Origin of the sequence: Micromonospora cabrerizensis, from assembly GCF_022230955.1 — a bacterium.
In the GTDB taxonomy this organism is placed as follows: domain Bacteria; phylum Actinomycetota; class Actinomycetes; order Mycobacteriales; family Micromonosporaceae; genus Micromonospora; species Micromonospora cabrerizensis.
In genome coordinates, this window is the sequence record NZ_JAKKFI010000077.1 from 54,968 (window position 1) to 80,946 (window position 25,979).

Consider the following 25,979-nt stretch of genomic DNA (forward strand, 5'->3'; position numbering starts at 1 on the left):
GCGAGCTGGGGGTGGGGTGGGGTGGGGGTGGGGGTGGGGTGGGGTTAGGCCAGGAAGATCAGCGCTAGCCAGCCGCCCACGATGAGCAGCAGGGCCAGGGCCAGCACCCACGTCGGGACGGTGTATTCACCGCGCCGGTTGCGGTCGACCTCGGCGCGGATCTTGTCGCGCCGGCGTTCGACCCAGTTCTGCCGCTCGGTGCCGCGCTCGGAGCGGTCGGAAGGTCCAGAAGTCGTCATGGCGGACCCAGCTTAGCGGGCCGCCGCGCCTGGCGCGCCGCTGAGCCCGCCCGGCAGGCCGACCCCGACGACGCACACCGCCGCCGGGGTCGGCACACCGGTCACATGCTGGCGATCAGCCGCTCCACCCGCTCGTCGTACGCCCGGAACGGATCCTTGCAGAGCACGGTGCGCTGCGCCTGGTCGTTGAGCTTCAGGTGCACCCAGTCGACGGTGAAGTCGCGCCGCTTCTCCTGGGCGTGCCGGATGAACTCGCCGCGCAGCCGGGCCCGCGTGGTCTGCGGCGGGGTCTCCTTCGCCTCGAAGATCTCCGGGTCGGTGGTCACCCGGTCGACCTCACCGCGGCGCTCCAGCAGCCCGTAGAGGCCCCGACCGCGACGCACGTCGTGGTAGGCCAGGTCCATCTGCGCCACCCGGGGGTGCGACAGCGGCAGGTCGTGCTTGCGCTGGTAGCGCTCGATGAGCCGCAGTTTGCTGACCCAGTCGATTTCCCGCGAGACCGGCTCCAGGTCGCCGCTCTCCACCGCGTTGAGCACCCGACCCCACAGCTCGACGACCCGCTTCGCGGCCTGGTCGCCGCCGCGGCGCTCGACGAACTCGGTGGCCTTGGACAGGTATTCCTGCTGGATGTCCAGGGCGCTGACCTCCTTGCCGGAGGCCAACCGCACCTTGCGCCGGCCGGTGATGTCGTGCGACACCTCCCGGATCGCCCGGATCGGGTTCTCCAGGGACAGGTCGCGCATCACCACCCCGGCCTCGATCATCCGCAGCACGATGTCGGCGGTGCCGACCTTGAGCAGCGTGGTGACCTCGTTCATGTTGGAGTCACCGACGATCACGTGCAGCCGCCGGTAGCGCTCGGCGTCGGCGTGCGGCTCGTCGCGGGTGTTGATGATCGGACGGCTGCGGGTGGTCGCCGAGGAGACGCCCTCCCAGATGTGCTCGGCCCGCTGCGACAGGCAGTAGACCGCGCCGCGCGGGGTTTGCAGGACCTTGCCAGCCCCGCAGATCAACTGCCGGGTGACCAGGAACGGGATGAGTACGTCGGCGAGCCGGCCGAACTCGCCGTGCCGGGAGACCAGGTAGTTCTCGTGGCAGCCGTACGAGTTGCCGGCCGAGTCGGTGTTGTTCTTGAACAGGTAGATCTCACCCGCGATGCCCTCGTCGTGCAGTCGCTTCTCCGCGTCGACCAGCAGGCCCTCCAGGATCCGCTCGCCAGCCCGGTCGTGGGCGACGAGATCGGTCACCGAGTCGCACTCCGGAGTCGCGTACTCCGGATGCGACCCGACGTCCAGGTAGAGCCGGGCCCCATTGCGCAGGAAGACGTTGCTCGACCGACCCCAGGAGACCACGCGTCGGAACAGATACCGCGCGACCTCGTCCGGGGACAGCCGCCGCTGCCCGCGATAGGTGCAGGTGACGCCGTACTCGGTCTCGAGGCCGAAGATTCGCCGCTCCATGGTGTGACATTAGCCGCCCGGAGGCCCGGTTCGTCACTGTCACACCACAGGTCGTGCTCCGGGCGTGGTCACATACCGGTTGAGTGCGACATACCGTCCGGCCCGAGGCTCGCCACGAACCGCTGACAGGTGTCGTACTCCGGCAGCAGACCCCGCTCGCGGGCCTGCGCCAGAGTCGGCGCCGCGTCGTCGCGGGCGGACAGCAGTGGGACGTCGGCGGGCCACTCGATGCCCAACTCCTCGTCCAGCGGGTGCACCGCGTGCTCACCGGTCGGGTTGTAGCTGGCCGAGCAGAGATAGCTCAGTGTCGCGTCGTCGGTCAGCGCGCAGAAACCGTGCCCCAACCCCTCGCTGAGGTAGACCGCCCGGCGGTCGGTGTCGTCCAGGCGGACGCCCTCCCAGCGGCCGAACGTCGGCGAACCCACCCGAAGATCTACGATCACGTCGAGGACCGCGCCGCGCACACAGGTGACGTACTTGGCCTGCCCGGGCGGAACGTCGGCGAAGTGGACGCCGCGGACCACACCACGCGCGGAGACCGACAGGTTGGCCTGGGCCAGCCGCATCGGGTGGCCCACCGCCTCGGCGAGCTTGTCGAAGCGGTACCACTCCATGAACATGCCGCGCGGGTCACCGTGCTGCTGGGGCGTGATCTCCCAGGCGCCCTCGATGCTCAACTCCCGGATCTTCACCAGGCCGCCTCGTGCTCGCCGTCCTGCTCGGCCAGCAGGCCGAGCAGGTAGTCGCCGTAGCCACTCTTGGTCAACGGCGCGGCGAGCGCGCGCAGCTGGTCGTCGTCGATGAGGCCGGCCCGCCAGGCCACCTCCTCGACACAGCCGATCTTCAGACCCTGCCGCTCCTCGACCACCCGCACGAACTCGGCCGCCTGCATCATCGAGGTGAACGTGCCCGTGTCCAGCCAGGCGGTGCCCCGATCCAGCACGGTCACCGACAGCTCGCCGGTCTCCCGGTACACCTCGTTGACCGCGGTGATCTCCAGCTCGCCGCGGGCGCTCGGGGTGAGCTTGCGGGCGATGTCCACGACCCGGTTGTCGTAGAAGTACAGACCCGGTACCGCGTACCGGGACTTCGGCCGGGCCGGCTTCTCCTCGATCGAGAGCACCCGACCCTCGTCGTCGAAGTCGACCACGCCGTACTCCTGCGGGTTGGCCACCTGGTAGGCGAAGACCCGCCCGCCGACCGGGTCACCGTGCTGGGCGAGCTGCCGGCCCAGACCGACGCCGTGGAAGATGTTGTCGCCGAGGACCAGCGCCACCGACTCGTCGCCGATGAAGTCCGCACCGAGGATGAACGCCTGCGCGATGCCCTCCGGGCGCTCCTGGCTGACGTACTCCAGCCGCAGCCCGAACTGGCTGCCGTCGCCGAGCAGCCGACGGAACTGGTCCTGGTCGTCCGGCGTGGTGATCACCAGGATCTCCTGGACCCCGGCCATCACCAGGGTGGAGAGGGGGTAATACACCATCGGCTTGTCGAAGACCGGCATCAGCTGCTTCGAGACCGCCCGGGTGATCGGCCAGAGCCGGGAGCCGGTGCCGCCAGCAAGTAGGATTCCACGCACCCGGGGAATCCTAGCGGCACGGCTGCGACACGTGCGACGGGTCGCGTCCCGTGTTCCCCGCCGGCCATCGTATAGTTTCGGACCCGTGAGGATCCTCGTCACCGGCGGAGCCGGATTCATCGGGTCGGAGTACGTTCGCCTACTGCTGGGCAAGCCCCTCGGCAGTGCCGACGGCGTGCCGGCGCTCGATCCGGCGGTCGTGACCGTGTTCGACAAGCTCACCTACTCGGGCAACCTGGCCAACCTCGCGCCCGTGCGCGACGACCCCCGGCTGCGCTTCGTGCAGGGCGACATCTGCGACCCGACCGCGGTCGACGAGGTGGTCGCCGACCACGACGTCATCGTGCACTTCGCCGCCGAGTCGCACGTCGACCGGTCGATCGCGGGCGCGGCGCCGTTCGTCACCACCAACGTGCTGGGCACCCAGACGCTGCTGGACGCCGCGCTGCGCCACGGCACCGGTCGTTTCGTGCACGTCTCCACCGACGAGGTCTACGGGTCGATCGACGAGGGCTCGTGGACGGAGACCTGGCCGCTGGAGCCGAACTCCCCGTACTCGGCCTCGAAGGCCGGCTCGGACCTGCTCGCCCTGGCGTACCACCGCACCCACGGCATGGACGTCGTGGTCACCCGCTGCTCCAACAACTACGGGCCGTACCAGTTCCCGGAGAAGGTCATCCCGCTGTTCGTCAGCAACCTGCTCGACGGCGGCACCGTTCCGCTCTACGGCGACGGCGGCAACATCCGAGACTGGCTGCACGTGCACGACCACTGCCGGGGCATCGCGCTCGTCCAGCAGAAGGGCCGCGCCGGTGAGGTCTACAACATCGGCGGCGGCACCGAGCTGACCAACAAGGAGCTCACCGGCCTCCTCCTCGACGCCTGCGGCGTCGGCTGGGACCGGGTCGTCCCGGTCACCGACCGCAAGGGCCACGACCGGCGCTACTCCCTCGACATCACCAAGATCAGCGAGGAGCTCGGCTACACCCCCAGCATCACCCTCGACCAGGGGCTCGCCGACACCGTCGCCTGGTACCGCGACAACCGCTCCTGGTGGGAACCCCTGAAGAAGACACCCACCGCATGACCCGACTACTCGTCACCGGCGCTGGCGGGATGCTCGGTCGGGACCTGGTCACCGTGCTGCACGCCCGGCCCGACCTGAAGGTGACCGCGGCCACCCGAGCCGACCTGGACGTCACCGATCCCGCCGCCGTCCGCGCCGCTGTCGGGGACGACGAGATCGTGATCAACACGGCGGCGTGGACCAACGTCGACGGCGCCGAAGCCGACGAGGCGGCGGCCACCGCCGTCAACGGCACCGCCGTGGCGAACCTCGCATCAGCTTGCGCCGCCACCGGCGCCCGGCTGATCCAGGTCTCCACCGACTACGTGCTCGCCGGTGACGCGCGAACCCCCTACCCGGAGGACGCGCCCACCGCGCCGGTCAACGCCTACGGTCGCAGCAAGCTGGTCGGCGAGCAGGCCGTCGCCCGACTGCTGCCCCACACCGGGTACGTGGTCCGCACCGCCTGGCTGTACGGCGCGCACGGGCCGAACTTCGTGGCCACCATGCTCCAGCTCGCCGAACAGCGGGAACACATCGACGTGGTCGACGACCAGCACGGCCAGCCCACCTGGTCCTACCGGCTCGCCGAGCAGCTCGCCGCCCTCGCCGACAGCGCTCTGGACGGTCGGGCCGCACCCGGCGTCTACCACAGCACCTGCACCGGCCAGACGACCTGGTACGGGCTGGCCCGCGCGGTGTTCACGTTGACCGGTCTGGACCCGGAGCGGATTCGACCGACCACCAGCGACCGGTATCCTCGTCCTGCTCCCCGCCCGGCGTACAGTGTGCTAGCACACAGCCGCTGGGCGGCTGCGGGCCTGCCGTCGCTCCCGGACTGGCACGCCACCCTCGTCGACGCGTTCGACTCCCCCGCTCCGCCCGCTCCGTGGAAGGTCGCATGAAGCTCACCCTCGTCACCGGCTTGACCGGCCTGATATTGCTGGCCACGATCGTCGAACTGCTGCGCCGCCGGCAGCTCCGCGAGAAGTACGGCATGCTCTGGCTCGGTGTTCTGGTGATCGTCATCCCCCTCTCGCTCTTCCCCCGACTGCTCGACAACGTCGCCGAACTGCTCGGCGTCGCCTCCGGTGTGAGCCTGGTGCTCTTCCTGGGCATCGTCTTCCTGCTGCTGGTCTGCGTGCACCTCAGCTGGGAGGTCAGCCACCTGGAAGAAGAGACCCGCACCCTGGCAGAAGACTTCGCCCTGCTCCGCGCGCAGATCGACGCGGACCGGGCGGCCCGAGACGAACTGGTGTCCCACGATGGTTAACGGCAAGCGGGTCCTGATCATCATCCCGGCGCTCAACGAGTCCGGCTCGATCGCCGAGGTGGTCCACGAGGTCCGCGGCGAACTGCCCGGCGTCGACGTGCTCGTCGTCGACGACGGCTCCACCGACCGCACCGCGGCCGTCGCCGCCGCGGCCGGCGCCCGCGTGGCCAAACTGCCGTACAACCTCGGCGTCGGCGGCGCCATGCGGTGCGGCTACCGCTACGCCCGCGACCACGACTACGACGTCGCGATCCAGATCGACGCGGACGGCCAGCACGACCCCCGGTACGTGCCGAAGCTCGTCGACCAGCTCGACGAGACCGACCTGGTGATCGGCGCCCGGTTCGCCGGTGAGGGCGACTACAACGTCCGCGGCCCCCGCCGCTGGGCGATGGTCATGCTCTCCGGTGTGCTGTCCCGCGTCGCCCACACCAAGCTCACCGACACGACCTCCGGGTTCCGGGCCGCCAACCGCCGGGTGATCGACATGTTCGCCACCTGGTACCCGGTGGAGTACCTGGGTGACACCGTGGAGACACTGGTGCACACCGCCCGACGCGGCTACAAGATCCGTCAGGTGCCGGTGGCCATGCGCAAGCGGATGGCGGGCACCCCCAGCCACTCCCCCGCCAAGGCCATGATCTACCTCGGCCGCGCCTTCGCCGTCCTCACGTTGGCGCTCATTCGCCGGTGATCCGCAGGCTTCTGAGTCTGGTCCCCCCGGGCACCGTCGCCGTCGGCGCCGGCCTGGCCCTGCTGGGGTTGGCCTCCTACGTCCACCTGGCCGTCGCCGGTCACAGCCTCACCAAGGCGGACTACTCGTCCCTCTCGGTGCTCTGGTCGATCGTCTTCACCCTCGGCATCGGCCTGTTCATGCCGGTGGAGCAGGAGGTTGCCCGACTCGTCGCCGCCCGGCACAGCCAGGGCCTGTCCCCCGGGCCGGTCCTGGCCCGGGGGGCGGCCCTGGCCGCCGGCCTGCTCGCCGCCATGGTCGCGCTGATCATCGCCGCGCGAGGGCTGCTGGCCGACCGGCTCTTCGCCGGCGACGGCACCATGGTCACCGTCCTGATCGGCGCGCTGGCCGGGCTCGCCATCGCGCACACCACCCGCGGCGTCCTCTCCGGCCTGCAACTGTTCCCCTGGTACGGCACCCAGCTCGGCATCGACGGCGGCCTGCGCATCGTGCTCGTCGCGGTGCTCGGCCTCACCGGCGTGACCAACCCCGTCTGGTACGGCGCGGTGCTGGTCGTCGCACCGGTCGTCGGCGTCGTCCTGACCGCGCCTCCGGTGCTACGGGCCATCGGCGGCGGCGTGCCCATGGCCTGGGCACCCCTGCTGCGCGGCCTCGGCCTGCTCACCGTCTCCAGCCTGCTCGCCCAGGTCGTGGTCAACATCGGCGTGATCAACGTCAAGGTGCTGGACCCATCCGACGTGGAGACCGCCGGCGCACTGCTCTCCGCGCTGGTGCTCGTCCGGATCCCGCTGTTCGTCTTCGCGTCGTTGCAGGCATCACTGCTGCCCGGTCTCGCCACCACGGCCACCACCGGTGACCTCGCCGGCTTCCACAGCCTGCTGCGCCGGGCACTCGGCGTCGTCACCGCGCTCGGCCTCACCGGCGCCGTCGGTGCCGTACTCCTCGGCCCTTGGCTGGTGCAGACCCTCTTCGACGCGCCCGGCGTCCTCGGCCACGGCGACTTCGCCTGGCTCGCCGTCGCCACCCTCGCCTACCTGTGGGCGATGGTCCTCGGTCAGGCGCTGCTGGCACTCGACCGACACCGGGCACAGGCCCTCGCCTGGGCCGTCGGCGTGGCAGCCCTCGTCGTCGCCACGCTCTCCCCGGTGTCCACCGCGCTGCGCGTGGAGCTCGGCTACGCCATCGGCTCCGTCGTGGTCGCCGCCACCATGGCCGTTCTGCTCCGCAAGCGCACCTCCCCCTCGACGCCCACCCACACCCCTCCCCTCGAGGCTGTCACGCCTGGAGTAAGCGGAGGGATCTGATCATGGCAACACCTCGGATCACCGTGGTCATGCTGGCCTACGGCCCCGAGCCGTACCTGGTCGACGCCGCCCGCGCCGTCCTCGCCAGCACCGACATCACGGTCGAGCTGATCGTCGTCGACAACGGCTGCACCGGCGACGGCATCGACGCCGTCAAGAACCTCCCCGGGGTACGGGTGTTGAGCCTCGAGCACAACACCGGCTACTCCGGCGGCTGCGCCGTCGGGGCCGCCGAGGCAACCGGAGACTGGCTCGCCTTCGTCAACTCCGACGCGATCGTCGCGGCCGACGCCCTCGCCAAGACCACCGCCGTGGCCGCCGAGGACGGCGTGGGCGCCGCCATGGCGTCCATCCGCCTCGCCGACCGACCCGACCTGATCAACACCGCCGGCAACCCCCTGCACTTCGCCGGCCTCTCCTGGGCCGGCGGCAACGGCGAACCCGCCACCGCCCACGCCCACCGTCGCTCCGTACCCTCACTCAGCGGCTGCTGCTTCGTCATCGACCGACACCTCTGGCGCGAACTCGACGGCTTCGCCCCCGAATACTTCGCCTACCACGAGGACACCGAGCTGAGCCTGCGGCTGCGCCAACGCGGCCTGCGCCTGGAGTACGTGCCGGACGCCGTGGTCCGCCACCACTACGAGTTCTCCCGCAACGCGCTCAAGCTCTACCTGGTCGAACGCAACCGGCTGGTCACCCTGTTCACCACGTACCAGGCCCGCACCCTCGTGGTGCTCGCCCCCGCGCTGCTGCTCACCGAAGCCGCGATGCTCACCACCGCGCTGGCCGACGGCTGGGCCCGACACAAGATCCGCGGCTGGCGGTGGCTGTGGCAGCACCGGGGCTGGCTGCGCAGCCGCCGCCGCCAACTCCAGGCCGAACGCCTGGTGCCTGACGGCGTCATCGCCGAGCTGATGACCGGTCGGCTACCCCTCACCGACGTCACCGCCCCCGGGCTGGGCGTCTTCAACATGCTGGCCGGGACCTACTGGACCCTCGCCAAACCACTGCTCAAGCGCAGCTGAACGGGCCTGGCTTCACCACCGACGGCCTGCCTCCGCCACACATGACATGGCGGGCGGCCGAGTTTCCTCGACCGCCCGCCACCTCAACTGCTCGTTACTTGCCGTCCGCCGGCTTGTCCTCCAGGTCAGCCGAACCCGCCGACGTCGTCGGCTTGTGCGCCTCCGTGGTCGGCTGTGCCGGCGTGTCGGGGCCACCCGCCTCCGCCGGCTGCTCGGCGTCAGACACATCGCCGTCCAGCAGCGCGGTCAGTGCCGCACCGGTGATCCGACGGAACGTACGCCCAACCCGGTGACGGTCCAGCACCGCCACCTCGAGCTGGTTGGCGGCGATCGTGCGGGCGGCACCGCCCTCACCACCGACCGTGCTCAACGCCTGCACCGCCACCCGGGCCGCCTCGCCGAGAGACATGTCCGCCCGGTGCTGCGACTTCAACACACCGGTGATCGCCTCGGCCTGACCACCCATGGCCATCCGCCCCGGCTCGTCGTTGACCGAGCCGTCGTACGTCAACCGGTACAACTCGTCATCGTCCGCGGTGGCACCGACCTCCGCCACGCAGATCTCCACCTCGAACGGCTTCGACTGCTCCGTGAAGATCGCGCCGAGAGTCTGCGCGAACGCGTTGGCCAGGGCCCGGCCGGTGACGTCACGCCGGTCGTAGCTCAGACCGTTCAGGTCGGCCATCCGCACACCGGCCCGGCGCAGATTCTCGAACTCGTTGTACCGGCCGACCGCGGCGAAGCCGATCCGGTCGTAGATCTCGCTGACCTTGTGCAGGGCACTGGAGAGGTTCTCCGCGACGAAGAGCACCCCGCCGGCGTAGCTGAGGACCACGGCGCTGCGACCCCGAGCGATGCCCTTGCGGGCCAGCTCGGAGCGGTCGCGCATGATCTGTTCGGGCGAGGCGTAGAACTGCATGGCCACGGCGGCGGTTCTCCTTACGGCGCTGTGCTGACGACTGCTGACTGGTGGGGGTGGACAGGGCTCAACCGCCCGGGTTCTCCATCCGACCGGCGACCACACCCTCGGCGATAGCCGCCGTCTCGGCGTCGGTCAGCCGGCGGGTGCCCTCGGCGGTAGCGGTCATCACCACCGGATAGATCCGCCGGGTCAGGTCCGGCCCGCCGGTCGCGGTGTCGTCGTCGGCCGCGTCGTAGAGCGCCTCGACCGCGAGCCGGGTGGCGTCGTCGACCGACAGACCAGCCCGGAAACGCTTCTTCAACGCCGACTTCGCGAACAGCGAACCGGAGCCGATCGCGTCGTAGCCGGTCTCCTCGTACGGACCGCCGGTCACATCGAAGCTGAAGATCCGACCAGCCCTCGCCGGGTCCGCGGCGGCCAGGTCGAAGCCGGCGAACAACGGCACCACGGCCAGGCCCTGCATGGCCGCGCCCAGGTTGCCACGGATCATGGACGCCAACCGGTTGGCCTTGCCGTCCAGCGAGAGCATCGCGCCCTCGATCTTCTCGTAGTGCTCCAGCTCCACCTGGAACAGTCGCATCAGCTCGATGCCGATGCCCGCGGTGCCCGCGATGCCGACCAGCGAGTACGCGTCGGCCGGATGCACCTTCTCGATGTCGCGCTGGGCGATCAGGTTGCCCATGGTGGCCCGTCGGTCGCCCGCCATCACCACACCCTCGGCGGCCGCGATGGCCACGATGGTGGTCGCGTGCGGCGCCAGGTCGGCTGCCATGCCCGGCGGCAGCGGCCGCCGACCGGGCAGCATCTCGGGGGCCACCCGACTCAGGAACGTCGTGAAGGAGGACGTCCCCGCGTTGGTGAACACATCTGGTAGACGCCCGGATGGATCAAAGCCCGCTGCCACGTGGTTCCTCTCAGGTACGTGATCGCCCTGGCCAGCCTCATGGGACTGTCACGGAACTGGCCAAGACCACCGTTGCAGTTGAAGCAGAGTATCCCGCGCACCCATCCGGTGCGATGATCGTGGTCCAGATGTTGGGGATCCGCGCCGCCACAGATCGCGCACACCCCGCCCTGCTCGGCCAGGAGCTCCTGAAACTCCTTCTCTCCCACGCCGTACCGGCCGCCGCAGGTGGTACTCGCGGTTGCCCCCGTACAGCCGCTCTTTCGTCTCTTTGGTCCTGGCGTTGTGGCAGGGCTTGCAGTAGGTGGCATAACCGGAGGTGTCCGCCCGGTTACGGGGGAAGGCATCGAACGGCTTGACCGCATCGCAGGCCGAACAGAACCTGTGGCCCTCGGGCACGATGCGACCTACGCGCACCCCGCGGTCGAACTTTGCCTTCACCCGACGCGCGTAACTAGCCTTGGACCGCTCGTTGAAGCAGGGTTTGCAGTAACTTCCCCGTCCATCCGGCCTCTTGGAGCTCGCGCAGAACTGATCGAGCCCCTTCCATTCGCTGCAATCCCGGCAGCGACGGAGTCCGTCACGATCATCGCCCGCTCTAGGCATGTCCGATTTAACCCTATATGCTCACTCACCCCCTTTTTGCACGTAGCCTCTCACGAACTCTTCTGCGTTTTCTTCCAGGACGGAGTCGATCTCGTCGAGGAGATCGTCGACATCCTCGGTGATCTCGGCGTGCCGCTCGGCCACCTCGGGGTTGGCCTCGGTGGTGACGTCCTCGATTTCCTCGCCCTGACGGGACTTGCCGGACTGCGACTGGCCGCCGCTGTCATGAGTGGCCACTGCTGCCTCCTCCACGATCGTCTGCGATGAACTTACCTCGCGGGGGCGACGAAAAGCCCGCCGCGCGCCGGCTTGCGGCACACGACGGGCATCCGGACACGCGTTCAGCCCCCGGTCAACGTCTCCAGCAGGTCCTTGGCGCTGGCACAACGGTCGAACAGTGCCCCGACGTGCGCGCGAGTGCCCCGCTCCGGCTCCATCATCGGCACCCGGACCAGTGACTCCCGGCCCACGTCGAAGATCACCGAGTCCCAGCTCGCGGCGACGACCTCGGATGCGTACTGGGCGAGGCAGCGACCACGGAAGTAGGCCCGGGTGTCCTCCGGCGGCTCGGTCATCGCGGTGCGCGTCTCGTCGTCGGTGAGCAACGTCTTCATCGCCCCCCGGCTGACCAGCCGGTGGTAGAGGCCCTTCTCCGGTCGGACGTCGGAATACTGCAGGTCGACCAGTTGCAGCTTGTGCGAGCCCCAGCCGAGATTCTCCCGCTCCCGGTAACCCTCGAGCAGTCGCAGCTTGGCCACCCAGTCCAACTCGTCGACGCAGAGCATCGGGTCACGGCCCAGCCGGTCCAGGACGCTCTCCCAGCGGTCGAGCACGTCGACGGTCTGCTCGTCGGCGTCGGTGCCGTACCGGTCGTCGACAAAGGACCGGACCCGCTCCAGGTACGCCCACTGCAGGTCCAGGGCGGTGAGCCGGCGACCGTCGCGCAGTCGCATGAGGTGCGACAGGCCGGGGTCGTGGCTGACCGCGCGCAGCTCGCTGACCGGGTCGGCGATGCCGAGGTCGGCCCCGAGCGCCTTCTCCTCGATCATGGTGAGGATCAGCGCGGTGGTGCCGACCTTGAGGTAGGTGGAGATCTCGGAGAGGTTGGCGTCACCGATGATGACGTGCAGCCGGCGGTATTTGTCGGCGTCGGAGTGCGGCTCGTCGCGGGTGTTGATGATCGGTCGCTTGAGCGTGGTCTCCAGGCCGACCTCGACCTCGAAGAAGTCGGCGCGCTGGGAGATCTGGAAGCCGCTCTGCCCGCCGTCCTGGCCGATGCCGACGCGGCCGGCGCCGCAGACGATCTGGCGGGTGACGAAGAACGGCGTCAGGTACGACACGATGTCGGCGAACGGCGTCTGCCGGCGCATCAGGTAGTTTTCGTGCGCGCCGTAGCTGGCGCCCTTGTTGTCGGTGTTGTTCTTGTAGAGGTGGATCGGCTGGGTGCCCGGGATGGTGGCGGCGCGGCGGGACGCCTCGGCCATCACCCGCTCGCCGGCCTTGTCCCAGCGCACGATGTCGCGGGGGGTGGTGACCTCCGGGGTGGAGTATTCGGGGTGGGCGTGGTCGACGTAGAGGCGTGCGCCGTTGGTGAGTATCACGTTGGCGAGGCCGAGGTCTTCGTCGGCCAGTGCCTCGGCCGGATCGTAGGCCGCGCCGGAGTAGGTGAAGCCGCGGGCGTCGCGCAGCGGCGACTCTTCCTCGTAGTCCCAGCGGGCTCGCCCGCCCCGGTTGAGCTCTGGACGGGCCCCGTAGGCGTTGACCACCTGTGATGAGGTGACCATCGGGTTGGCTCCGGCCTGTCCGGGCACGGAGATGCCGTACTCGACTTCGGTGCCCATGATCCGACGTACCGTCATGCGACCACTCGCTTCGCTCGCCCCTGGAGCCGGCGTGCCCGCCGCTCACACCATCGAGACTAGTCTGCGTCGTGGCCTACCGCGCGGCCCTGCGGGTCGGCGCGGCGCGGCTACCGTGCCGTGGCGGGTTTGAGCGGCACGACGGTCAGGCCCTCCCGCAGGGACGGGTTCGCCGCGAGGATCTCGTCGACGCCCTGCTGGGCGGCTGGGCTGGCGATGATGAGCCGCAGTGGGCGGGGGGTCCGACGCAGGACCTCCTCGGTGCGGGCGGGCTCCTGGAAGACGGAGAAGTAGATGCCGGGTTCGGTCTGCGCGGTGGTGCTCTGGATGGCGGAGAGGAAGACCGACTCCCGGTAGCTCTGCTCACCCTTGCCGTCGACGACGAGCGTGACGGTGCCGGGGATTGCCGGGTACGCGCGAGCGGCTGCGGCGGTGACCGCCGCTGAGCGGCTGATGGCCGACCGGTCGCGGTTGACCCAGTCCTGGGTCCAGGTGGTGTTGCTGGCGCTGCGGTGGAAGAAGCCGCCGGTGAGGCCGAGCAGGCCGGTGCCGGCGAGAACCGCGAGTGTCATGAGGGTGGCGGTGGCGACGGTGGGCAGGGCGGCGGCGATCGGGCGGCGTCGCGGTTCGGCGTCGGTGTTCTGGGCGGGCACCGGCAGCAGCCGGGCGAGGGCGGCGGTGCCCATGATGAGCGCGAGGATGAGCAGGTGGGCGCTCTTGCCGAAGTAGTAGGCGGGTGGGTCGCCGTTGACGAGGTTGATGGCGGCCATGCTGGCGGAGAAGAGCAGGGCCACGGCGAGGACGCCGAGGTAGCGCCGCCAGGTGGTTTCGTCGAGGTTGGTGCGGACGAGCACGGCGGCGACGACGAGTGCGCCGAGCCCGACGACGGTGTTGTAGGTCTCGGACAGCGGTGCGCCGCCGGGGGCAGCGAGCGCCTCGCTCTGGCCGGCGACGAGCACGCCGATGACGGCGATCAGCGGGGCGAGTATGCCGGTGAGGACCGCGACGATCGCGACGGTGCCGGGGCGGGCGCGCAACCGCCGACGGTCGGCGATCAGCCAGCAGAGGACCATCGCGCCGGTCGGCAGGAGGAAGAGGTAGTAGCTGAAGCCGATGCCGATCAGGAGGGCGCCGACGAGGATGAGTTGTTCGCGAAGCCGGTGCAGGGGGCGGGCGACGAGGGCGACGAGGATGGCCGCGAGGCTGAGCCCGAACGTCTCGCTGGGGTAGCCGGCGACGAGCAGCCGGGGCAGCTCGGTGCCGAGGATCAGCGCGGTCACGGCGGTGATGAGGACCAGTCGGCGCAGCGGGTGCAGGGGGCCGGCGATGTGGTGGGCGGCCCAGACCAGCACGAGGACGAGCATCGCGAAGGTGGCGAGGGACCAGAAGAGGTAGTGGTTCAGCAGGGCGGGCCCGGCGGGCACGTCGCCGGGGCTCTGGAAGCCGTCGAGCAGGGCGGTGGTGAAGTGCCAGCCCTGCGGGTAGTGCACCAGGCCGGAGAAGATGTGCTGCCGGGCGGTGTCGGGGTCGATGAAGAGGTAGCCGCCGAGGCGTCCGATCTCGTCGAACAGTGCGGGGTGGCGGGCGTTGTCCTCGCCGATCATGGCGAGGTTGAGTCGTTGGCCGAAGCCGCTGGCCCGCAGGTAGGGGGTGGCGAGGTAGCCGGCGGCGAGTGCCGCGGCGGCCAGCGAGACCAGGTCGGACCACCGGGCGCGGGGCAGGCGGGGCGCGCGTCGGGAGAGCACGGCGGCCAGGGCCAGGACGGTCAGCGTGAGGCCGGTGACCGGGACCGGGTGCAGGCCCCAGGGCCAGACGGTGAAGAGCAGGCCGGCGGCGCAGGTGAGGCCGGCCAGCAGGGCGAGGGCGAGGACCAGCCGGTCGAGCAGGCTGCGGCCGGAGCGCAGCAGACTGGCGGTGCCGAGCAGGATCAGTGGGGGCAGCAGCCACGCGGCGTGGATCGCGTTCGCGGCGAGCGGCACGAGCCAGCAGGCCAGCAGGATGGCCAGCAGCACACCGGCCCCGGGGCGTGGGCGTGCCGGTGGGGGTGCGACGACTCGGCTGTCGGTGCCTTCCGGCACTCCTGGCATCTCCAAGGTGGCCTGGGCACGCACGCGAGTCCTCGTTAGGTAGGTCAGCGAAATCGCCGCAGTCTAGCCCAGCTCAGCGCGGTCGTTGTGCCCGTCGGCCGACTCGCGGGAGGACCCGAGGCGCGCAGCGGCGGCACCGGGGAGTCCGGTGCCGCCGCTGGCGGTCAGAGGTATTGACCGGTGTTGCTGGCGGTCTCGATCGACCGACCGGCCTCGGCGCCCTTGCCTCCGGAGACGAGCGTACGGATGTAGACGATCCGTTCGCCCTTCTTGCCGGAGATGCGGGCCCAGTCGTCGGGGTTGGTGGTGTTGGGGAGGTCCTCGTTCTCGCGGAACTCGTCGACGCAGGCGTCGAGCAGGTGCTGCAGGCGCAGCCCCTTGCGACCGGAGGTGAGGAACTCCTTGATGGCCATCTTCTTGCTCCGGTCGACGATGTTCTGGATCATCGCGCCGGAGTTGAAGTCCTTGAAGTAGAGGACTTCCTTGTCACCGTTGGCGTAGGTGACCTCGAGGAAGCGGTTCTCCTCGGTTTCGGAGTACATCCGCAGCACCACGGCGTCGATCATGGCCGCGACCGTGGCCTGGGCGTCGGCCCCGTGCTCGGCCAGGTCGTCCGGGTGCAGGGGCAGCCCGGACAGGATGTACTTGGAGAAGATGTCCTTGGCCGCTTCGGCGTCCGGTCGCTCGATCTTGATCTTCACGTCGAGCCGACCGGGGCGCAGGATCGCCGGGTCGATCATGTCTTCCCGGTTGGAGGCGCCGATGACGATGACGTTCTCCAGGCCCTCCACGCCGTCGATCTCGCTGAGCAGCTGCGGGACGATGGTGTTCTCCACGTCGGAGGAGACGCCGGAGCCGCGGGTCCGGAAGATCGAGTCCATCTCGTCGAAGAACACGATCACCGGCGTGCCCTCGCCGGCCTTCTCCCGTGCCCGCTGGAAGATCAGCCGGATGTGCCGCTCGGTCTCGCCGACGTACTTGTTGAGCAGCTCGGGGCCCTTGATGTTGAGGAAGAAGCTGGTGTGCTTCTCCTTGCCCTGCCGTTCGGCGATCTTCTTGGCCAGCGAGTTGGCCACCGCCTTGGCGATGAGCGTCTTGCCACAGCCGGGCGGGCCGTAGAGCAGGATGCCCTTGGGCGGGCGGAGCTGGTGCTCACGGAACAGGTCCGCGTGCAGGAAGGGAAGCTCCACCGCGTCGCGGATCTGCTCGATCTGCGACTGGAGGCCACCGATGTCGCCGTAGTCGACGTCGGGCACCTCCTCCAGGACCAGCTCCTCGACCTCGCTCTTCGGGATCCGCTCGTACGCGTAGGCCGAGCGGGGCTCGATCATGAGCGAGTCGCCGGCCCGGATCGCCGAGCCGATGAGCGTCTCGGCGAGGTGCACGATGCGCTCCTCGTCGGAGTGGGAGACCACCAGCGCCCGGTCGCCCGGCCCGCCGTTCGGCCCCTCCAGGATCTCCTTGAGCATCACCACTTCGCCGACCCGCTCGTAGCCGAACGCGTCGACGATGTTGAGCGCGTCGTTGAGCAGGACCTCCTGGCCACGGCGCAGGTCACCCACCTCGAGGGAGGGTGAGACCGCGACCCGTAGTTTGCGGCCACCGGTGAAGACGTCCACCGAGCCGTCCTCGTGCCCGGCCAGGAAGACGCCATACCCGCTCGGCGGTTGCGCGAGCCGGTCGATCTCCTCCTTGAGCGTCACGATCTGCGTGCGAGCTTCCTTGAGGGTGCTCACCAGCCGGTCGTTGTTCTCGGTCAGCCGCGCCAACTGTGCCTGGGTGGCCGCCAGCCGCTCTTCGAGCTGCCGGACGTGTCGGGGGCTTTCGGTCAACTTACGCCGCACCAGAGCGAGTTCCTCCTGAAGGAACGCGACCTGCGTGGAGAGATCGTGGGCTTCCTTCTCCCACCGTGCGGCGCGCGAGTCCGCGTCGTCGCTGCGTGCTGCCACGTCCCACCTCCCCGGGGGGCTTGAACGTTCTGCCCTAACACTAGCCGCTATGAGGCCGATTCGGTCCCACGCAACACCCTCGTCACCGAACCTTGATCGCCAAGGGTGGCCTGACGGGCCGTTACTGGCGTTCGGGTACCGTCGAAGCGTAGGACGGGAGAACATGGGGGGTGCACCGTGGCCGAGGTCGCGACCGATCAGCTGCAGGTCTGGGTGGACCAGGATCTCTGCACGGGTGACGGGCTCTGCGTGCAGTACGCGCCGGAGGTCTTCGAGTTCGACATCGACGGTCTCGCCTACGTCAAGGGAGCCGACGGTGAGCTGCGGATGGCGCCGGGCAGCCGCGTCGACGTGCCGGAGCACCTGCGACTCGAAGTGATCGACTCCGCGAAGGAGTGCCCGGGCGACTGCATCCACGTGGTGCGCGGCGACGGTGTCGAGGTCGCCGGCCCGGACGCCGAGGACGACTGAGCGACCCACCGGCCGGGCCGCGCGGCCCGGCCGGCCCCGAAAGGGGTACGCCTCAGAGCATCGGACGACCGACCACCGAGGCGACCAGCCGCGCGAACTCCTCCAGCCGGGCGATCTGACCCGCCCCGCCGTCGTCGAGGGTCTTGCCGAAGCGCAGCGCGTCGTGCCGTGGCGTGCCGGCCATCTCCTCGCTCGGCGGCGCCTCGTCCAGTGAGGTCAGCAGCAGGTAGACGTCGATGCTGTCGACCCGGATCTCGCCGCTCTCGGAGCGGTTGAGCCGCCGCCGGCAGCCGACCTCGGTCACGGTCGAGACCGGCACCACCCGCAGCGACGAGGTCATCGAGCCCGGTGGGCCCTCCTCCGGAGGGACGTCCTCGCCGTGCCAGAGGATCAGGCGGCTGCCGTCGCAGACGACGACCTCCTGCCACACGCCGTTGACCTCGTTGACGAAGCGTTCCAGGGTGAAGCCGAGCACCGATGCGCCGCGCAGCACGCCGCCGAGCGCCTCCAGGGCGACGTCCGGGTCACGCAGGTAGGCCCGCGCCGCCGATTCCAGATCCTGGTAGGGCGACCAGTCGGGGAAGACCGCGGGGAGGTCACCGCCGCCGTAGCCCGGTCGGCTCATGCCGGCGCCTCCCCCTGCTCGGCGGTGCCGACGCCCAGCTCGTTGGTCACGGCCTGTCCATCTCCCCCGTACCGTCGGGCTGCGCACCGGCCGCCTGGGCGGCGGCGGCCTGCCGGGCCGCCTCCGCCGCGCGCAGGTCCTGGCGGCGCTGCGCGTACGCCTCGGTGCCCTTGCTGGGCTTGCGGCGGCGCGGCGGCGCGGTCACCCCCGGGGCCAGCTTGCGCGCGGACACCAGGAACGCGGTGTGCGCGATCATCCGGTGGTCCGGGCGGACGGCGAGGCCCTCGGCGTGCCAGTCGCGCACCAGGGACTCCCAGGCGCGCGGCTCGGTCCAGCCACCGCGCTCGCGCAGCGCCTCCACCAGCTCGGAGAGCTGCGGCGTGGTGGCGACGTAGCCGATGAACACCCCGCCGGGAACCAGCGCCCGTTCGACCATGTCGAGGGTCTCCCACGGGGTCAGCATGTCCAGGATGATCCGGTCGAAGCCGGTCTCCTGGCACTGCGCCACGTCGCCCACGTGCAGGTTCCACGACGGGTGCGGGCCGTTGAAGAACGCCTCGACGTTGCGCTTGGCGATCTGGGCGAAGTCGTCACGCAGCTCGAACGAGTGCAGCTCGCCCTCGGCGCCGACGGCGCGCAGCAGTGAGCAGCTCAGCGCGCCGGAGCCGGCGCCGGCCTCGAGGACCTTCGCGCCGGGGAAGATGTCACCCATCGCGACGATCTGCGCCGAGTCCTTCGGGTAGATGACCTGGGCGCCACGCGGCATGGACAGCACGTAGTCCGACAGCAGTGGCCGCAGGGCCAGGAACGCGGTGCCGCCACCGGCGGTGGTCACCACACTGCCGTCGGGGAGCCCGATCAGCGTGTCGTGCGCCAGGATGCCGCGGTGGGTGTGGAACTCCTTGCCCGGCTCCAGCGTCACGGTGTGCATCCGCCCCTTGGGGTCGGTCAGCTGGACCCGGTCGCCGGGCCGGAACGGCCCTCGGTGCACGGGTGTCAGCGCCGGGGTGGCGGGGACGGTGGAGGGAGTTGCGGTCACGGTGTCATCTTCCGGTTGGGTTCGAGGAGCTGTGCCAGGTCCGCGATGTGCAGAATGCCGACGACATCTTCGCCTGACGTCACCACGTACTGCGCGCCCGGGTGGGTCTGTACGGCCTCCATCACCCGCTCGCCGTCCCACCCGAGGGTGAGCGTGGGAAGTGTGCCCAGGGACCGGGCCACGGCGTCCACCGCCAGCCACGGCCGGCGCTCGGCGGGGACCGCCTCGGCGGCGGCCGGGTCGACCAGCGCCACCGGCCGGCCGGTGGAGTCGGTGACCAGCAGGGCGGCGCCGGGCTGGGCAGCGTCGGCGCGTCGGCGCTGCGCCTCGGCCAGGGGCGTGCCGGTGGTCACCGGCCAGACCGGGCGGGCCAGCCGGGACAGGTCGATCAGCGGGAAGCGGCGGCTGACCCGGGCGGCCCGGATCGACTGCCCGGCACCGCGCCAGAGGGTGACGGCGACCAGCAGCATCAGGGGCAGCGCCAGCGGCGCCAGGCGGTCGGCGACGGTGAGCAGCAGGACCAGGACCGTGGTGCCGACGGCGACGACGCGGCCGGCCCAGCCGGCGACCTCGGTGCCGAGGTGCCGGTCGCGGGTCAGCCCCCACACCGCGGCGCGCAGCGCCCGGCCACCGTCGAGCGGCAGACCGGGCAGGCTGTTGAACAGCGCGACGATGACGTTGCTGACCGCGAGCTGGAAGGCGAGCTGGTGGGCCACGGTCCCCTCGGGCAGGGCGAGCGTGGCGGCGACCGCGAGGACGCCGAGCACCGCGGAGACCGCCGGGCCGGCCAGGGACACCAGCAGGTCGACGCGGGGGGACGGGGCGTCGCGGTCCATCTCGGTGTAGCCGCCGAGCAGCTCCAGGGTGATTCCGCGCACACCGATGCCGTACCGCCGGGCGGTGAGGGCGTGACCCAGCTCGTGCAGCAGCACCGAGCCGAGCAGCGACACCACGAAGCCGAAACCGATCAGGTAGACGCTGATCTGCGGCAGGTCCAGCTGCCGGCGGGCGAACTCGGCGTACAGCACGGCGATGAGCACCGCGAACAGGACCATGGAGCCGTTGAGGTGCAGCGGCACCCCGAACACCCGGCCGACGTTCAGGCCGAGGCGCCGGTCGGGTCGGCGCGGCGGCGGGGATGTCTGCTCCATCGCCACGATGCTACGGACCGTCGCTGTGTGGGGCGGGCGGCGGTCGGTGTCACACCGGTGCCCTAACCTTTGCCGACATGACGGCGGAACCGGTCACCACCCCCCAACCTCCCACCCCGGCGCAGGCGCCGCCGACGGTGCGGGCCTCGCTGTCGCCGTCGCGCGCGGCGGATTTCAAGACCTGCCCGCTGCTCTACCGGTTCCGCAGCATCGACCGGCTGCCCGAGCGCACCACCATGGAGCAGGCCCGGGGCACACTGGTGCACGCGGTGCTGGAGCGCCTGTTCGACCTGCCCGCGCAGGGCCGCACACCGGCGGCGGCCGGCGATCTGGTGGCCCCCCAGTGGGACCGGCTGGTCACCGAGCAACCGGAGCTGGCCGGGGTGTTCGACGGGGCGGAGCCGGCCGACCCTGTGGAGTTCCTCCGCTCGGCCGCCGGGCTGTTGGAGGGTTACTTCGCCGTGGAGGATCCCACCCGGTTGGAGCCGGCCGAGCGGGAGAGCCTGATCTCGGCGGTGGTCGACGACGAGTTGCTGATCCGGGGCTACCTCGACCGGCTCGACGTCGCCCCGGACGGGGCGCTGCGGGTGGTCGACTACAAGACCGGCGGCGCTCCACGGGAGGCGTTCGAGGCGCGGGCGCTGTTCCAGCTCAAGTTCTACGCCCTGGTGCTGTGGCGCACCCGGGGGGTGGTGCCCAGGGTGCTGCGGCTGCTCTACCTGCGCGACGCCGAGGTGTTGGACTACACGCCGGACTCCGACGAGCTGGTCCGCTTCGAGCGCACCGTGGTGGCCCTGTGGCGGGCGATCGAGCAGGCCACCGCCCGGCAGGATTTCCGGCCCCGACCCAGCAAGCTGTGCGACTGGTGCAGCCACCAGGCGCTGTGCCCCACCTTCGGTGGCACTCCGCCGCCGTTCCCGGTCGCGGCGGCGAGCGCCGATCCGCTGCGCGACTCCCGGTCGGTTCCGGCGACGCCGGGCGCCGACGAGTGACGGCCGTCCCCGCGACCCGGTGAGTCCGGTCCGGCCCCGGCGACGCTGATCGCCCCCTCGGGTCGGTGGGCGTGTCGCGCGCCGACCCGGTGGACCCGACCGCACCGGTGCCGCCGCGGTCGGGACAGGGCGACCGGCCGGCCTCTACGGTGATCCGCGACGCACCCGCCCCCGTACGCGAGGATGACCGGGTGCGGCAGCACGATGTCGACCGGACAGGAGGCGAGATGACCGATCGGGGGGCCCCGGGGCGGCCGGTGCGGATCCTGCTCGCCGACGACCAGCCGCTGCTGCGTACCGGGTTCCGGATGGTGCTGGGCGCCGAGGGCGACCTGCACGTGGTCGCGGAGGCCGGTGACGGCGTGGAGGCGGTGGAGCTGTCCCGCCGGCTGCTGCCCGACGTCGTCCTGATGGACATCCGGATGCCCCGGATGGACGGGGTGGCCGCGACCCGGGCGATCGTCGACGCCCGACTGCCGGTGCGGGTGCTGGTGCTGACCACCTTCGACCTGGACGAGTACGTGGTGGGAGCGTTGCGGGCCGGTGCCAGCGGGTTCCTGGCCAAGGACGTGCCCGCCGAGGAGTTGATCGCGGCGATCCGCACGGTCGCCGGTGGGGACGCGGTGGTGGCTCCCCGCATCCTGCGGCGGCTGCTGGACCGTTTCGCCGAGCTGCTGCCCGACCCGGCGGCGACGCCGTCGGCGGCGCTCGACGCGCTCACCGACCGGGAACGCGAGGTGCTGGTGCAGGTCGCCCGGGGGCTGTCCAACGCCGAGATCGCGGCGGTGCTGTCGGTCAGCGAAACCACCATCAAGACCCACGTCGGGCATGTGCTGACCAAGCTGCGGCTGCGCGACCGGGTGCAGGCGGTCGTGCTGGCGTACGAGTCGGGGTTGGTCCGCCCCAGGGCGTAGCCGCCGGCGGCCCGACTACCTCACCCGGCGTACTCGAAGATCCCACCGTGGGGGGACGGCCGCCGTTGCTTCCGTCACCTACCGTGACCGAAGACGGACCGGCGCGGTTGACCCTCCTGTGACGTGAGGGGACACAGTCGGGTCCGGCGGGGGTTTCGCCGGTTGGAAACCCGCTCGACCGGCCGTCGGGTCAGGGGCAACCCTGATCCGACATGGGGGTGCACCCGCAGCGGAATATCCGCTGCGGATCAGCCCCTGGGCGGACGGGGCGGGCGTGAGCAGCACCGATGATTGAACAGTCGCGCCGGACCATCGGGGGGCGGCGTGCGTTTTCGGACAGACGGAAGAGGTAGATGACGTGACCGCGACGGTAGGCCAGCAGGCGCAGGCCGCGGCCCGGGCGAACGACGTGTGGAAGGTGTACGGCAGCGGCGAGGCTCAGGTCATCGCGCTGCGGGGGGTCAGCGCGGAGTTCGAACGTGGCCGCTTCACCGCGATCATGGGGCCGTCGGGGTCCGGCAAGTCGACGTTGATGCACTGCCTGGCCGGCCTGGACTCGGTGACCCGGGGGACGGTGCAGATCGGTGAGACGACCGTCACCGGCCTGGGTGACGCGGGTCTGACGAAGCTGCGCCGCGACAAGGTCGGGTTCATCTTCCAGCAGTTCAACCTGCTGCCCACCCTGACCGCGAAGGAGAACATCCTGCTGCCGCTGTCGATCGCCGGGCGCAAGCCGGACCCGGCCTGGTACGACACGGTGATCAACACGGTCGGTCTGCGGGACCGGCTGGACCACCGGCCGGCGCAGCTCTCCGGTGGGCAGCAGCAGCGGGTGGCGTGCGCGCGGGCCCTGGTCTCCCGCCCCGAGGTGATCTTCGCGGACGAGCCGACCGGCAACCTGGACTCGCGCTCCGGCGCGGAGGTGCTCGGCTTCCTGCGCAACTCGGTGCGGGAGCACGGCCAGACCATCGTCATGGTCACCCACGACCCGACCGCCGCCGCGTACGCCGACCGGGTGGTCTTCCTCGCCGACGGTGAGATCGTCTCGGAGCTGATCGAGCCGACCGCCGAGACGGTGCTGGACACCATGAAGAAGCTGGACACTCCGGCTGAGGTGGGCAACTGATGTTCCGGGCGACACTGAAGAGTCTGCTGGCCCGCAAGGTCCGGCTGATCCTGTCCGGGCTGGCGGTCGTGCTCGGGGTCATGTTCGTGTCCGGCGCCTTCGTGCTCACCGACACGCTGGGCCGCTCCTTCGACTCGGTCTTCGCTGACGGCTTCTCCGAGATCGACGTGAACGTCGCGGCGAAGCCGAAGGTGGAGCTCAACGAGATGGAGGGCGAGCAGACGTCCGCTCCCCTGCCGGCCGCCCTGGTGGACCGGGTGAAGCAGGTGCCGGGCGTGGCCTCGGCGACGGGCATCGTCAACGCCGACGGCGCGCGGGTGATCGGCAGCAACGGCAAGGTGGTCAGCTCGTTCGGCCCTCCCCAGCTGGGCGAGAACTGGACCGGCGAGAGCGACCTGTTGCAGCTGCGCGAGGGGCGCGCGCCGCAGGCCGAGGACGAGATCGTCATCAACAAGTCCCTGGCCACCACGGCGAAGGTGCAGGTCGGTCAGAAGGTCGGCGTGCTCACCGCGTTCGAGTCGAAGAAGCGGGACTTCACCCTGGTCGGCATCCTCGGCTACAGCGGTGACCGGGACTCCATCGGCGGGGTCAACGAGGTCTTCTTCACCACGCCGGTGGCGCAGCGGCTGATGCTGGGTCAACCGGACACGTTCAGCAGCATCACCGTGAGCGCCGCCGACGGGGTCTCCGACGAGAAGCTGCGCGACGACGTGGCCCGCACCCTGGGCGCGGACTTCGACGTGAAGACCGGCGAGCAGGTTGCCGCGGACGCCTCGGCCAGCCTGAAGGAGGGTCTGTCCTTCTTCAACAAGATCCTGCTCGGCTTCGCCGCGGTGGCGCTGCTGGTGGGCACGTTCCTGATCCTCAACACCTTCTCGATCATCGTGGCGCAGCGCACCCGGGAGTTGGCGCTGATGCGCGCCATCGGGGCCAGCGGGCGGCAGATCATCGGTTCGGTGGTGCTGGAGGCCATCGCGGTCGGTCTGATCGCCTCGGTGCTCGGCCTCGCCGCCGGCATCGGGGTGGGTGCGCTGCTGGCGTTCCTGTTCGGCAAGCTGGCCGGTGGGCTGACCCTGGCCGGGATCGGTGTGCCGGCGGCTGCGGTGATCGGGTCGTTCGGCGTGGGGCTGGTCATCACGGTGGTGGCGGCGCTGCTGCCGGCGCTGCGGGCGTCCCGGATCCCGCCGATCGCGGCGATGCAGGACGTGGCCACGCCAGACCGGCCACTGACCAAGATCACGGTGACCGGGTCGGTGGTCACCGGCATCGGCGCGGTGCTGCTGTTCCTCGGGCTCAGCGGCAACGCCGACGGGCAGACGCTGCCCACCATCCTCGGTGGGGTGCTGTTCGCCTTCATCGGCGTGGCACTGCTGACCCCGCTGATCAGCCGGCCGGTGGTGAGCCTGCTCGGCGCGATCTTCTCCTGGTCGGTGCCGGGCAAGCTGGGCCGGCTCAACTCCGGGCGCAACCCGCGCCGTACCGCGATCACCGCCGCGGCGCTGATGGTCGGCATCGCGCTGGTCACCGGCGTGACGGTGATCCTCGACTCGGCCAAGGGCAGCATCAGCGCGCTCGCCCAGGACACCATCAAGGCCGAGCTGGTGATCGCCGGCGTGCAGGGTGGCCCGCGTCCGCCGAGCTTCGACCCGGGTGTGCTGGACCAGGCCAAGGCCCTGCCGGGCGTGCAACTGGTCGACGGCGAGTACGGCGACATGGCGAGGGTCGACGGCGAGAGCACCTGGGTCGCGGCCAGCAGCGACGTGGCGTCGCTGCGGCAGATCTTCGGCGCGAAGGCCACCGCCGGTGACATCGACCGGCTCGGGCCGACCCAGATGCTGGCCAGCTCGGACACCGCCACGTCCCGTGGCTGGTCGGTGGGCTCGACGGTGAACGTGCAGCTGACCCGCGGTGAGGCACGCACATACACGGTCAGTGGCATCTACGAGTCGTCGCAGCTGACCAACCCGGTGACGCTGCCGCCGGCGGCGGCGAAGGACTTCGCCATCCCGCAGCCCATCCAGGGTTTCATCCAACTGGCCCCGGGCGCGCGGGTGGCCGACGTGCAACCGCAGGTGGAGGCGCTCCTCGCGGACAGCCCCGAGGTGTCGGTGGCCGACCGGGACGCGTTCATCGAGCAGCAGACGAGTTCACTCGACGGGCTGCTCACGATGATCCAGATCCTGTTGGCGCTGGCCATCATCATCGCCGTGCTCGGCATCATCAACACCCTGGCGCTCTCGGTGCTGGAGCGGACCCGCGAGCTGGGTCTGCTGCGGGCCATCGGCCTGCGTCGCGGCCAGACGATGGGCATGATCACGGTGGAGGCGGTGGTGATCTCCGTGTTCGGCGCGTTGCTGGGCGTCGCGGTCGGCACCGGCCTCGGCGCCGCGGTGGTCGAGGCACTCAAGGACGAGGGCATCACCGACCTGATCCTGCCGTGGGGGCAGATGGGTCTCTTCCTCGGTCTCGCCGCGATCATCGGGGTGGTGGCAGCGGTGCTGCCGGCCATCCGGGCGGCCCGGATCAACGTCCTGGGCGCCATCGCCCACGACTGACCGGCACCATCGATGCCCCCGGTCGCACGCTGCGATCGGGGGCATCGGCCGTTCCGGCTGACCGATTCGACCTCTGCCGCAGGCGACCGACTGCCAGGCTGGTGGTGCCGGCAGGGCGCCGGCCCGCCGACGACTG

25 protein-coding genes are annotated in these 25,979 nt (G+C 70.6%); 11 read left to right on the forward strand and 14 right to left on the reverse strand.

Features of this window, described 5'->3' with window-relative positions:
* Positions 1-44: 44 nt before the first annotated feature.
* The 4 genes from LADH09A_RS19380 to rfbA all read right to left on the reverse strand — a co-directional run bounded on the left by LADH09A_RS19380 (position 45) and on the right by rfbA (position 3,278).
* Complete coding sequence (locus LADH09A_RS19380) at positions 45-239, reverse strand: hypothetical protein (RefSeq protein ID WP_238646877.1); 195 nt, start codon at positions 237-239, stop codon at positions 45-47.
* Positions 240-340: 101 nt separating this feature from the next.
* A complete protein-coding gene (gene pafA, locus LADH09A_RS19385) occupies positions 341-1,699 on the reverse strand; it encodes a Pup--protein ligase (RefSeq protein WP_238646878.1) in 1,359 nt (452 codons plus the stop codon).
* Positions 1,700-1,767: 68 nt separating this feature from the next.
* Positions 1,768-2,391, reverse strand: a complete 624-nt coding sequence (rfbC, locus tag LADH09A_RS19390; protein WP_238646879.1) for a dTDP-4-dehydrorhamnose 3,5-epimerase — start codon at positions 2,389-2,391, stop codon at positions 1,768-1,770.
* Positions 2,388-3,278, reverse strand: coding sequence for a glucose-1-phosphate thymidylyltransferase RfbA (gene rfbA, locus LADH09A_RS19395; RefSeq protein ID WP_238646880.1), 891 nt, complete (start codon positions 3,276-3,278; stop codon positions 2,388-2,390). Before rfbA ends, rfbC begins: the two co-directional genes overlap by 4 nt.
* Before the next feature lie 85 nt (positions 3,279-3,363).
* Here rfbA and rfbB point away from each other — a divergent pair, with 85 nt between their 5' ends.
* From rfbB to LADH09A_RS19425, 6 genes are read left to right on the forward strand one after another with little or no spacing between them, the layout of a single operon-like run.
* Complete coding sequence (gene rfbB, locus LADH09A_RS19400; RefSeq protein ID WP_238646881.1) at positions 3,364-4,365, forward strand: dTDP-glucose 4,6-dehydratase; 1,002 nt, start codon at positions 3,364-3,366, stop codon at positions 4,363-4,365.
* Positions 4,362-5,249, forward strand: coding sequence for a dTDP-4-dehydrorhamnose reductase (rfbD, locus tag LADH09A_RS19405; RefSeq protein WP_238646882.1), 888 nt, complete (start codon positions 4,362-4,364; stop codon positions 5,247-5,249). Before rfbB ends, rfbD begins: the two co-directional genes overlap by 4 nt.
* A complete protein-coding gene (locus LADH09A_RS19410; RefSeq protein WP_238646883.1) occupies positions 5,246-5,617 on the forward strand; it encodes a DUF2304 domain-containing protein in 372 nt (123 codons plus the stop codon). The genes rfbD and LADH09A_RS19410 overlap by 4 nt, the downstream gene beginning before the upstream one ends.
* On the forward strand, positions 5,610-6,311 hold the full coding sequence (locus tag LADH09A_RS19415; protein WP_238646884.1) for a glycosyltransferase family 2 protein: 702 nt from the start codon (positions 5,610-5,612) through the stop codon (positions 6,309-6,311). The genes LADH09A_RS19410 and LADH09A_RS19415 overlap by 8 nt, the downstream gene beginning before the upstream one ends.
* Positions 6,308-7,615: a lipopolysaccharide biosynthesis protein gene (locus LADH09A_RS19420; RefSeq protein ID WP_238646885.1), complete on the forward strand. Its 1,308-nt coding sequence runs from the start codon at positions 6,308-6,310 to the stop codon at positions 7,613-7,615. Before LADH09A_RS19415 ends, LADH09A_RS19420 begins: the two co-directional genes overlap by 4 nt.
* A 2-nt stretch (positions 7,616-7,617) precedes the next feature.
* The gene (locus LADH09A_RS19425; RefSeq protein ID WP_238646886.1) at positions 7,618-8,643 is read left to right on the forward strand and encodes a glycosyltransferase family 2 protein; all 1,026 of its coding nucleotides are present in this window, start codon (positions 7,618-7,620) and stop codon (positions 8,641-8,643) included.
* Positions 8,644-8,737: 94 nt separating this feature from the next.
* Here LADH09A_RS19425 and prcA read toward each other — a convergent pair whose 3' ends face one another.
* The 7 genes from prcA to arc all read right to left on the reverse strand — a co-directional run bounded on the left by prcA (position 8,738) and on the right by arc (position 16,970).
* Positions 8,738-9,568 carry a proteasome subunit alpha gene (gene prcA / locus LADH09A_RS19430; RefSeq protein WP_238646887.1) on the reverse strand — a complete coding sequence of 277 codons (831 nt, stop codon included), beginning with the start codon at positions 9,566-9,568 and terminating at the stop codon, positions 8,738-8,740.
* A gap of 61 nt (positions 9,569-9,629) precedes the next feature.
* A complete protein-coding gene (prcB, locus tag LADH09A_RS19435; protein ID WP_238646888.1) occupies positions 9,630-10,469 on the reverse strand; it encodes a proteasome subunit beta in 840 nt (279 codons plus the stop codon).
* Positions 10,388-10,834, reverse strand: a complete 447-nt coding sequence (locus LADH09A_RS19440) for an endonuclease VII domain-containing protein (protein ID WP_308194624.1) — start codon at positions 10,832-10,834, stop codon at positions 10,388-10,390. Before LADH09A_RS19440 ends, prcB begins: the two co-directional genes overlap by 82 nt.
* A gap of 262 nt (positions 10,835-11,096) precedes the next feature.
* Positions 11,097-11,312, reverse strand: a complete 216-nt coding sequence (locus LADH09A_RS19445; protein ID WP_088948111.1) for a ubiquitin-like protein Pup — start codon at positions 11,310-11,312, stop codon at positions 11,097-11,099.
* A gap of 104 nt (positions 11,313-11,416) precedes the next feature.
* Positions 11,417-12,934, reverse strand: a complete 1,518-nt coding sequence (gene dop, locus LADH09A_RS19450; protein ID WP_372492313.1) for a depupylase/deamidase Dop — start codon at positions 12,932-12,934, stop codon at positions 11,417-11,419.
* Positions 12,935-13,044: 110 nt separating this feature from the next.
* Complete coding sequence (locus tag LADH09A_RS19455) at positions 13,045-15,012, reverse strand: hypothetical protein (protein ID WP_238646890.1); 1,968 nt, start codon at positions 15,010-15,012, stop codon at positions 13,045-13,047.
* 173 nt (positions 15,013-15,185) lie between these two features.
* The gene (arc, locus tag LADH09A_RS19460; protein WP_238646891.1) at positions 15,186-16,970 is read right to left on the reverse strand and encodes a proteasome ATPase; all 1,785 of its coding nucleotides are present in this window, start codon (positions 16,968-16,970) and stop codon (positions 15,186-15,188) included.
* 177 nt (positions 16,971-17,147) lie between these two features.
* Here arc and LADH09A_RS19465 point away from each other — a divergent pair, with 177 nt between their 5' ends.
* On the forward strand, positions 17,148-17,441 hold the full coding sequence (locus tag LADH09A_RS19465) for a ferredoxin (RefSeq protein WP_053661350.1): 294 nt from the start codon (positions 17,148-17,150) through the stop codon (positions 17,439-17,441).
* A gap of 52 nt (positions 17,442-17,493) precedes the next feature.
* Here LADH09A_RS19465 and LADH09A_RS19470 read toward each other — a convergent pair whose 3' ends face one another.
* Genes LADH09A_RS19470 through LADH09A_RS19480 form a run of 3 tightly spaced genes read right to left on the reverse strand, consistent with a single transcriptional unit; the run spans position 17,494 to position 20,256 of the window.
* Complete coding sequence (locus LADH09A_RS19470; protein ID WP_030491082.1) at positions 17,494-18,066, reverse strand: hypothetical protein; 573 nt, start codon at positions 18,064-18,066, stop codon at positions 17,494-17,496.
* Between the two features lie 46 nt (positions 18,067-18,112).
* Complete coding sequence (locus LADH09A_RS19475; RefSeq protein ID WP_238646892.1) at positions 18,113-19,105, reverse strand: tRNA (adenine-N1)-methyltransferase; 993 nt, start codon at positions 19,103-19,105, stop codon at positions 18,113-18,115.
* Positions 19,102-20,256: a site-2 protease family protein gene (locus LADH09A_RS19480; RefSeq protein ID WP_274529774.1), complete on the reverse strand. Its 1,155-nt coding sequence runs from the start codon at positions 20,254-20,256 to the stop codon at positions 19,102-19,104. The genes LADH09A_RS19475 and LADH09A_RS19480 overlap by 4 nt, the downstream gene beginning before the upstream one ends.
* 77 nt (positions 20,257-20,333) lie before the next feature.
* Here LADH09A_RS19480 and LADH09A_RS19485 point away from each other — a divergent pair, with 77 nt between their 5' ends.
* The 4 genes from LADH09A_RS19485 (at position 20,334) to LADH09A_RS19500 (ending at position 25,843) form a co-directional block, all read left to right on the forward strand.
* Positions 20,334-21,248 carry a RecB family exonuclease gene (locus tag LADH09A_RS19485; protein ID WP_238646893.1) on the forward strand — a complete coding sequence of 305 codons (915 nt, stop codon included), beginning with the start codon at positions 20,334-20,336 and terminating at the stop codon, positions 21,246-21,248.
* Positions 21,249-21,475: 227 nt separating this feature from the next.
* Positions 21,476-22,162, forward strand: coding sequence for a response regulator (locus LADH09A_RS19490; RefSeq protein WP_238646894.1), 687 nt, complete (start codon positions 21,476-21,478; stop codon positions 22,160-22,162).
* A 358-nt stretch (positions 22,163-22,520) separates the two neighbouring features.
* On the forward strand, positions 22,521-23,288 hold the full coding sequence (locus LADH09A_RS19495) for an ABC transporter ATP-binding protein (RefSeq protein ID WP_088948102.1): 768 nt from the start codon (positions 22,521-22,523) through the stop codon (positions 23,286-23,288).
* Positions 23,288-25,843 (forward strand): ABC transporter permease, encoded by a 2,556-nt coding sequence (locus LADH09A_RS19500; protein ID WP_238646896.1) that lies wholly within the window; start codon positions 23,288-23,290, stop codon positions 25,841-25,843. Before LADH09A_RS19495 ends, LADH09A_RS19500 begins: the two co-directional genes overlap by 1 nt.
* Positions 25,844-25,979 lie beyond the last annotated feature (136 nt).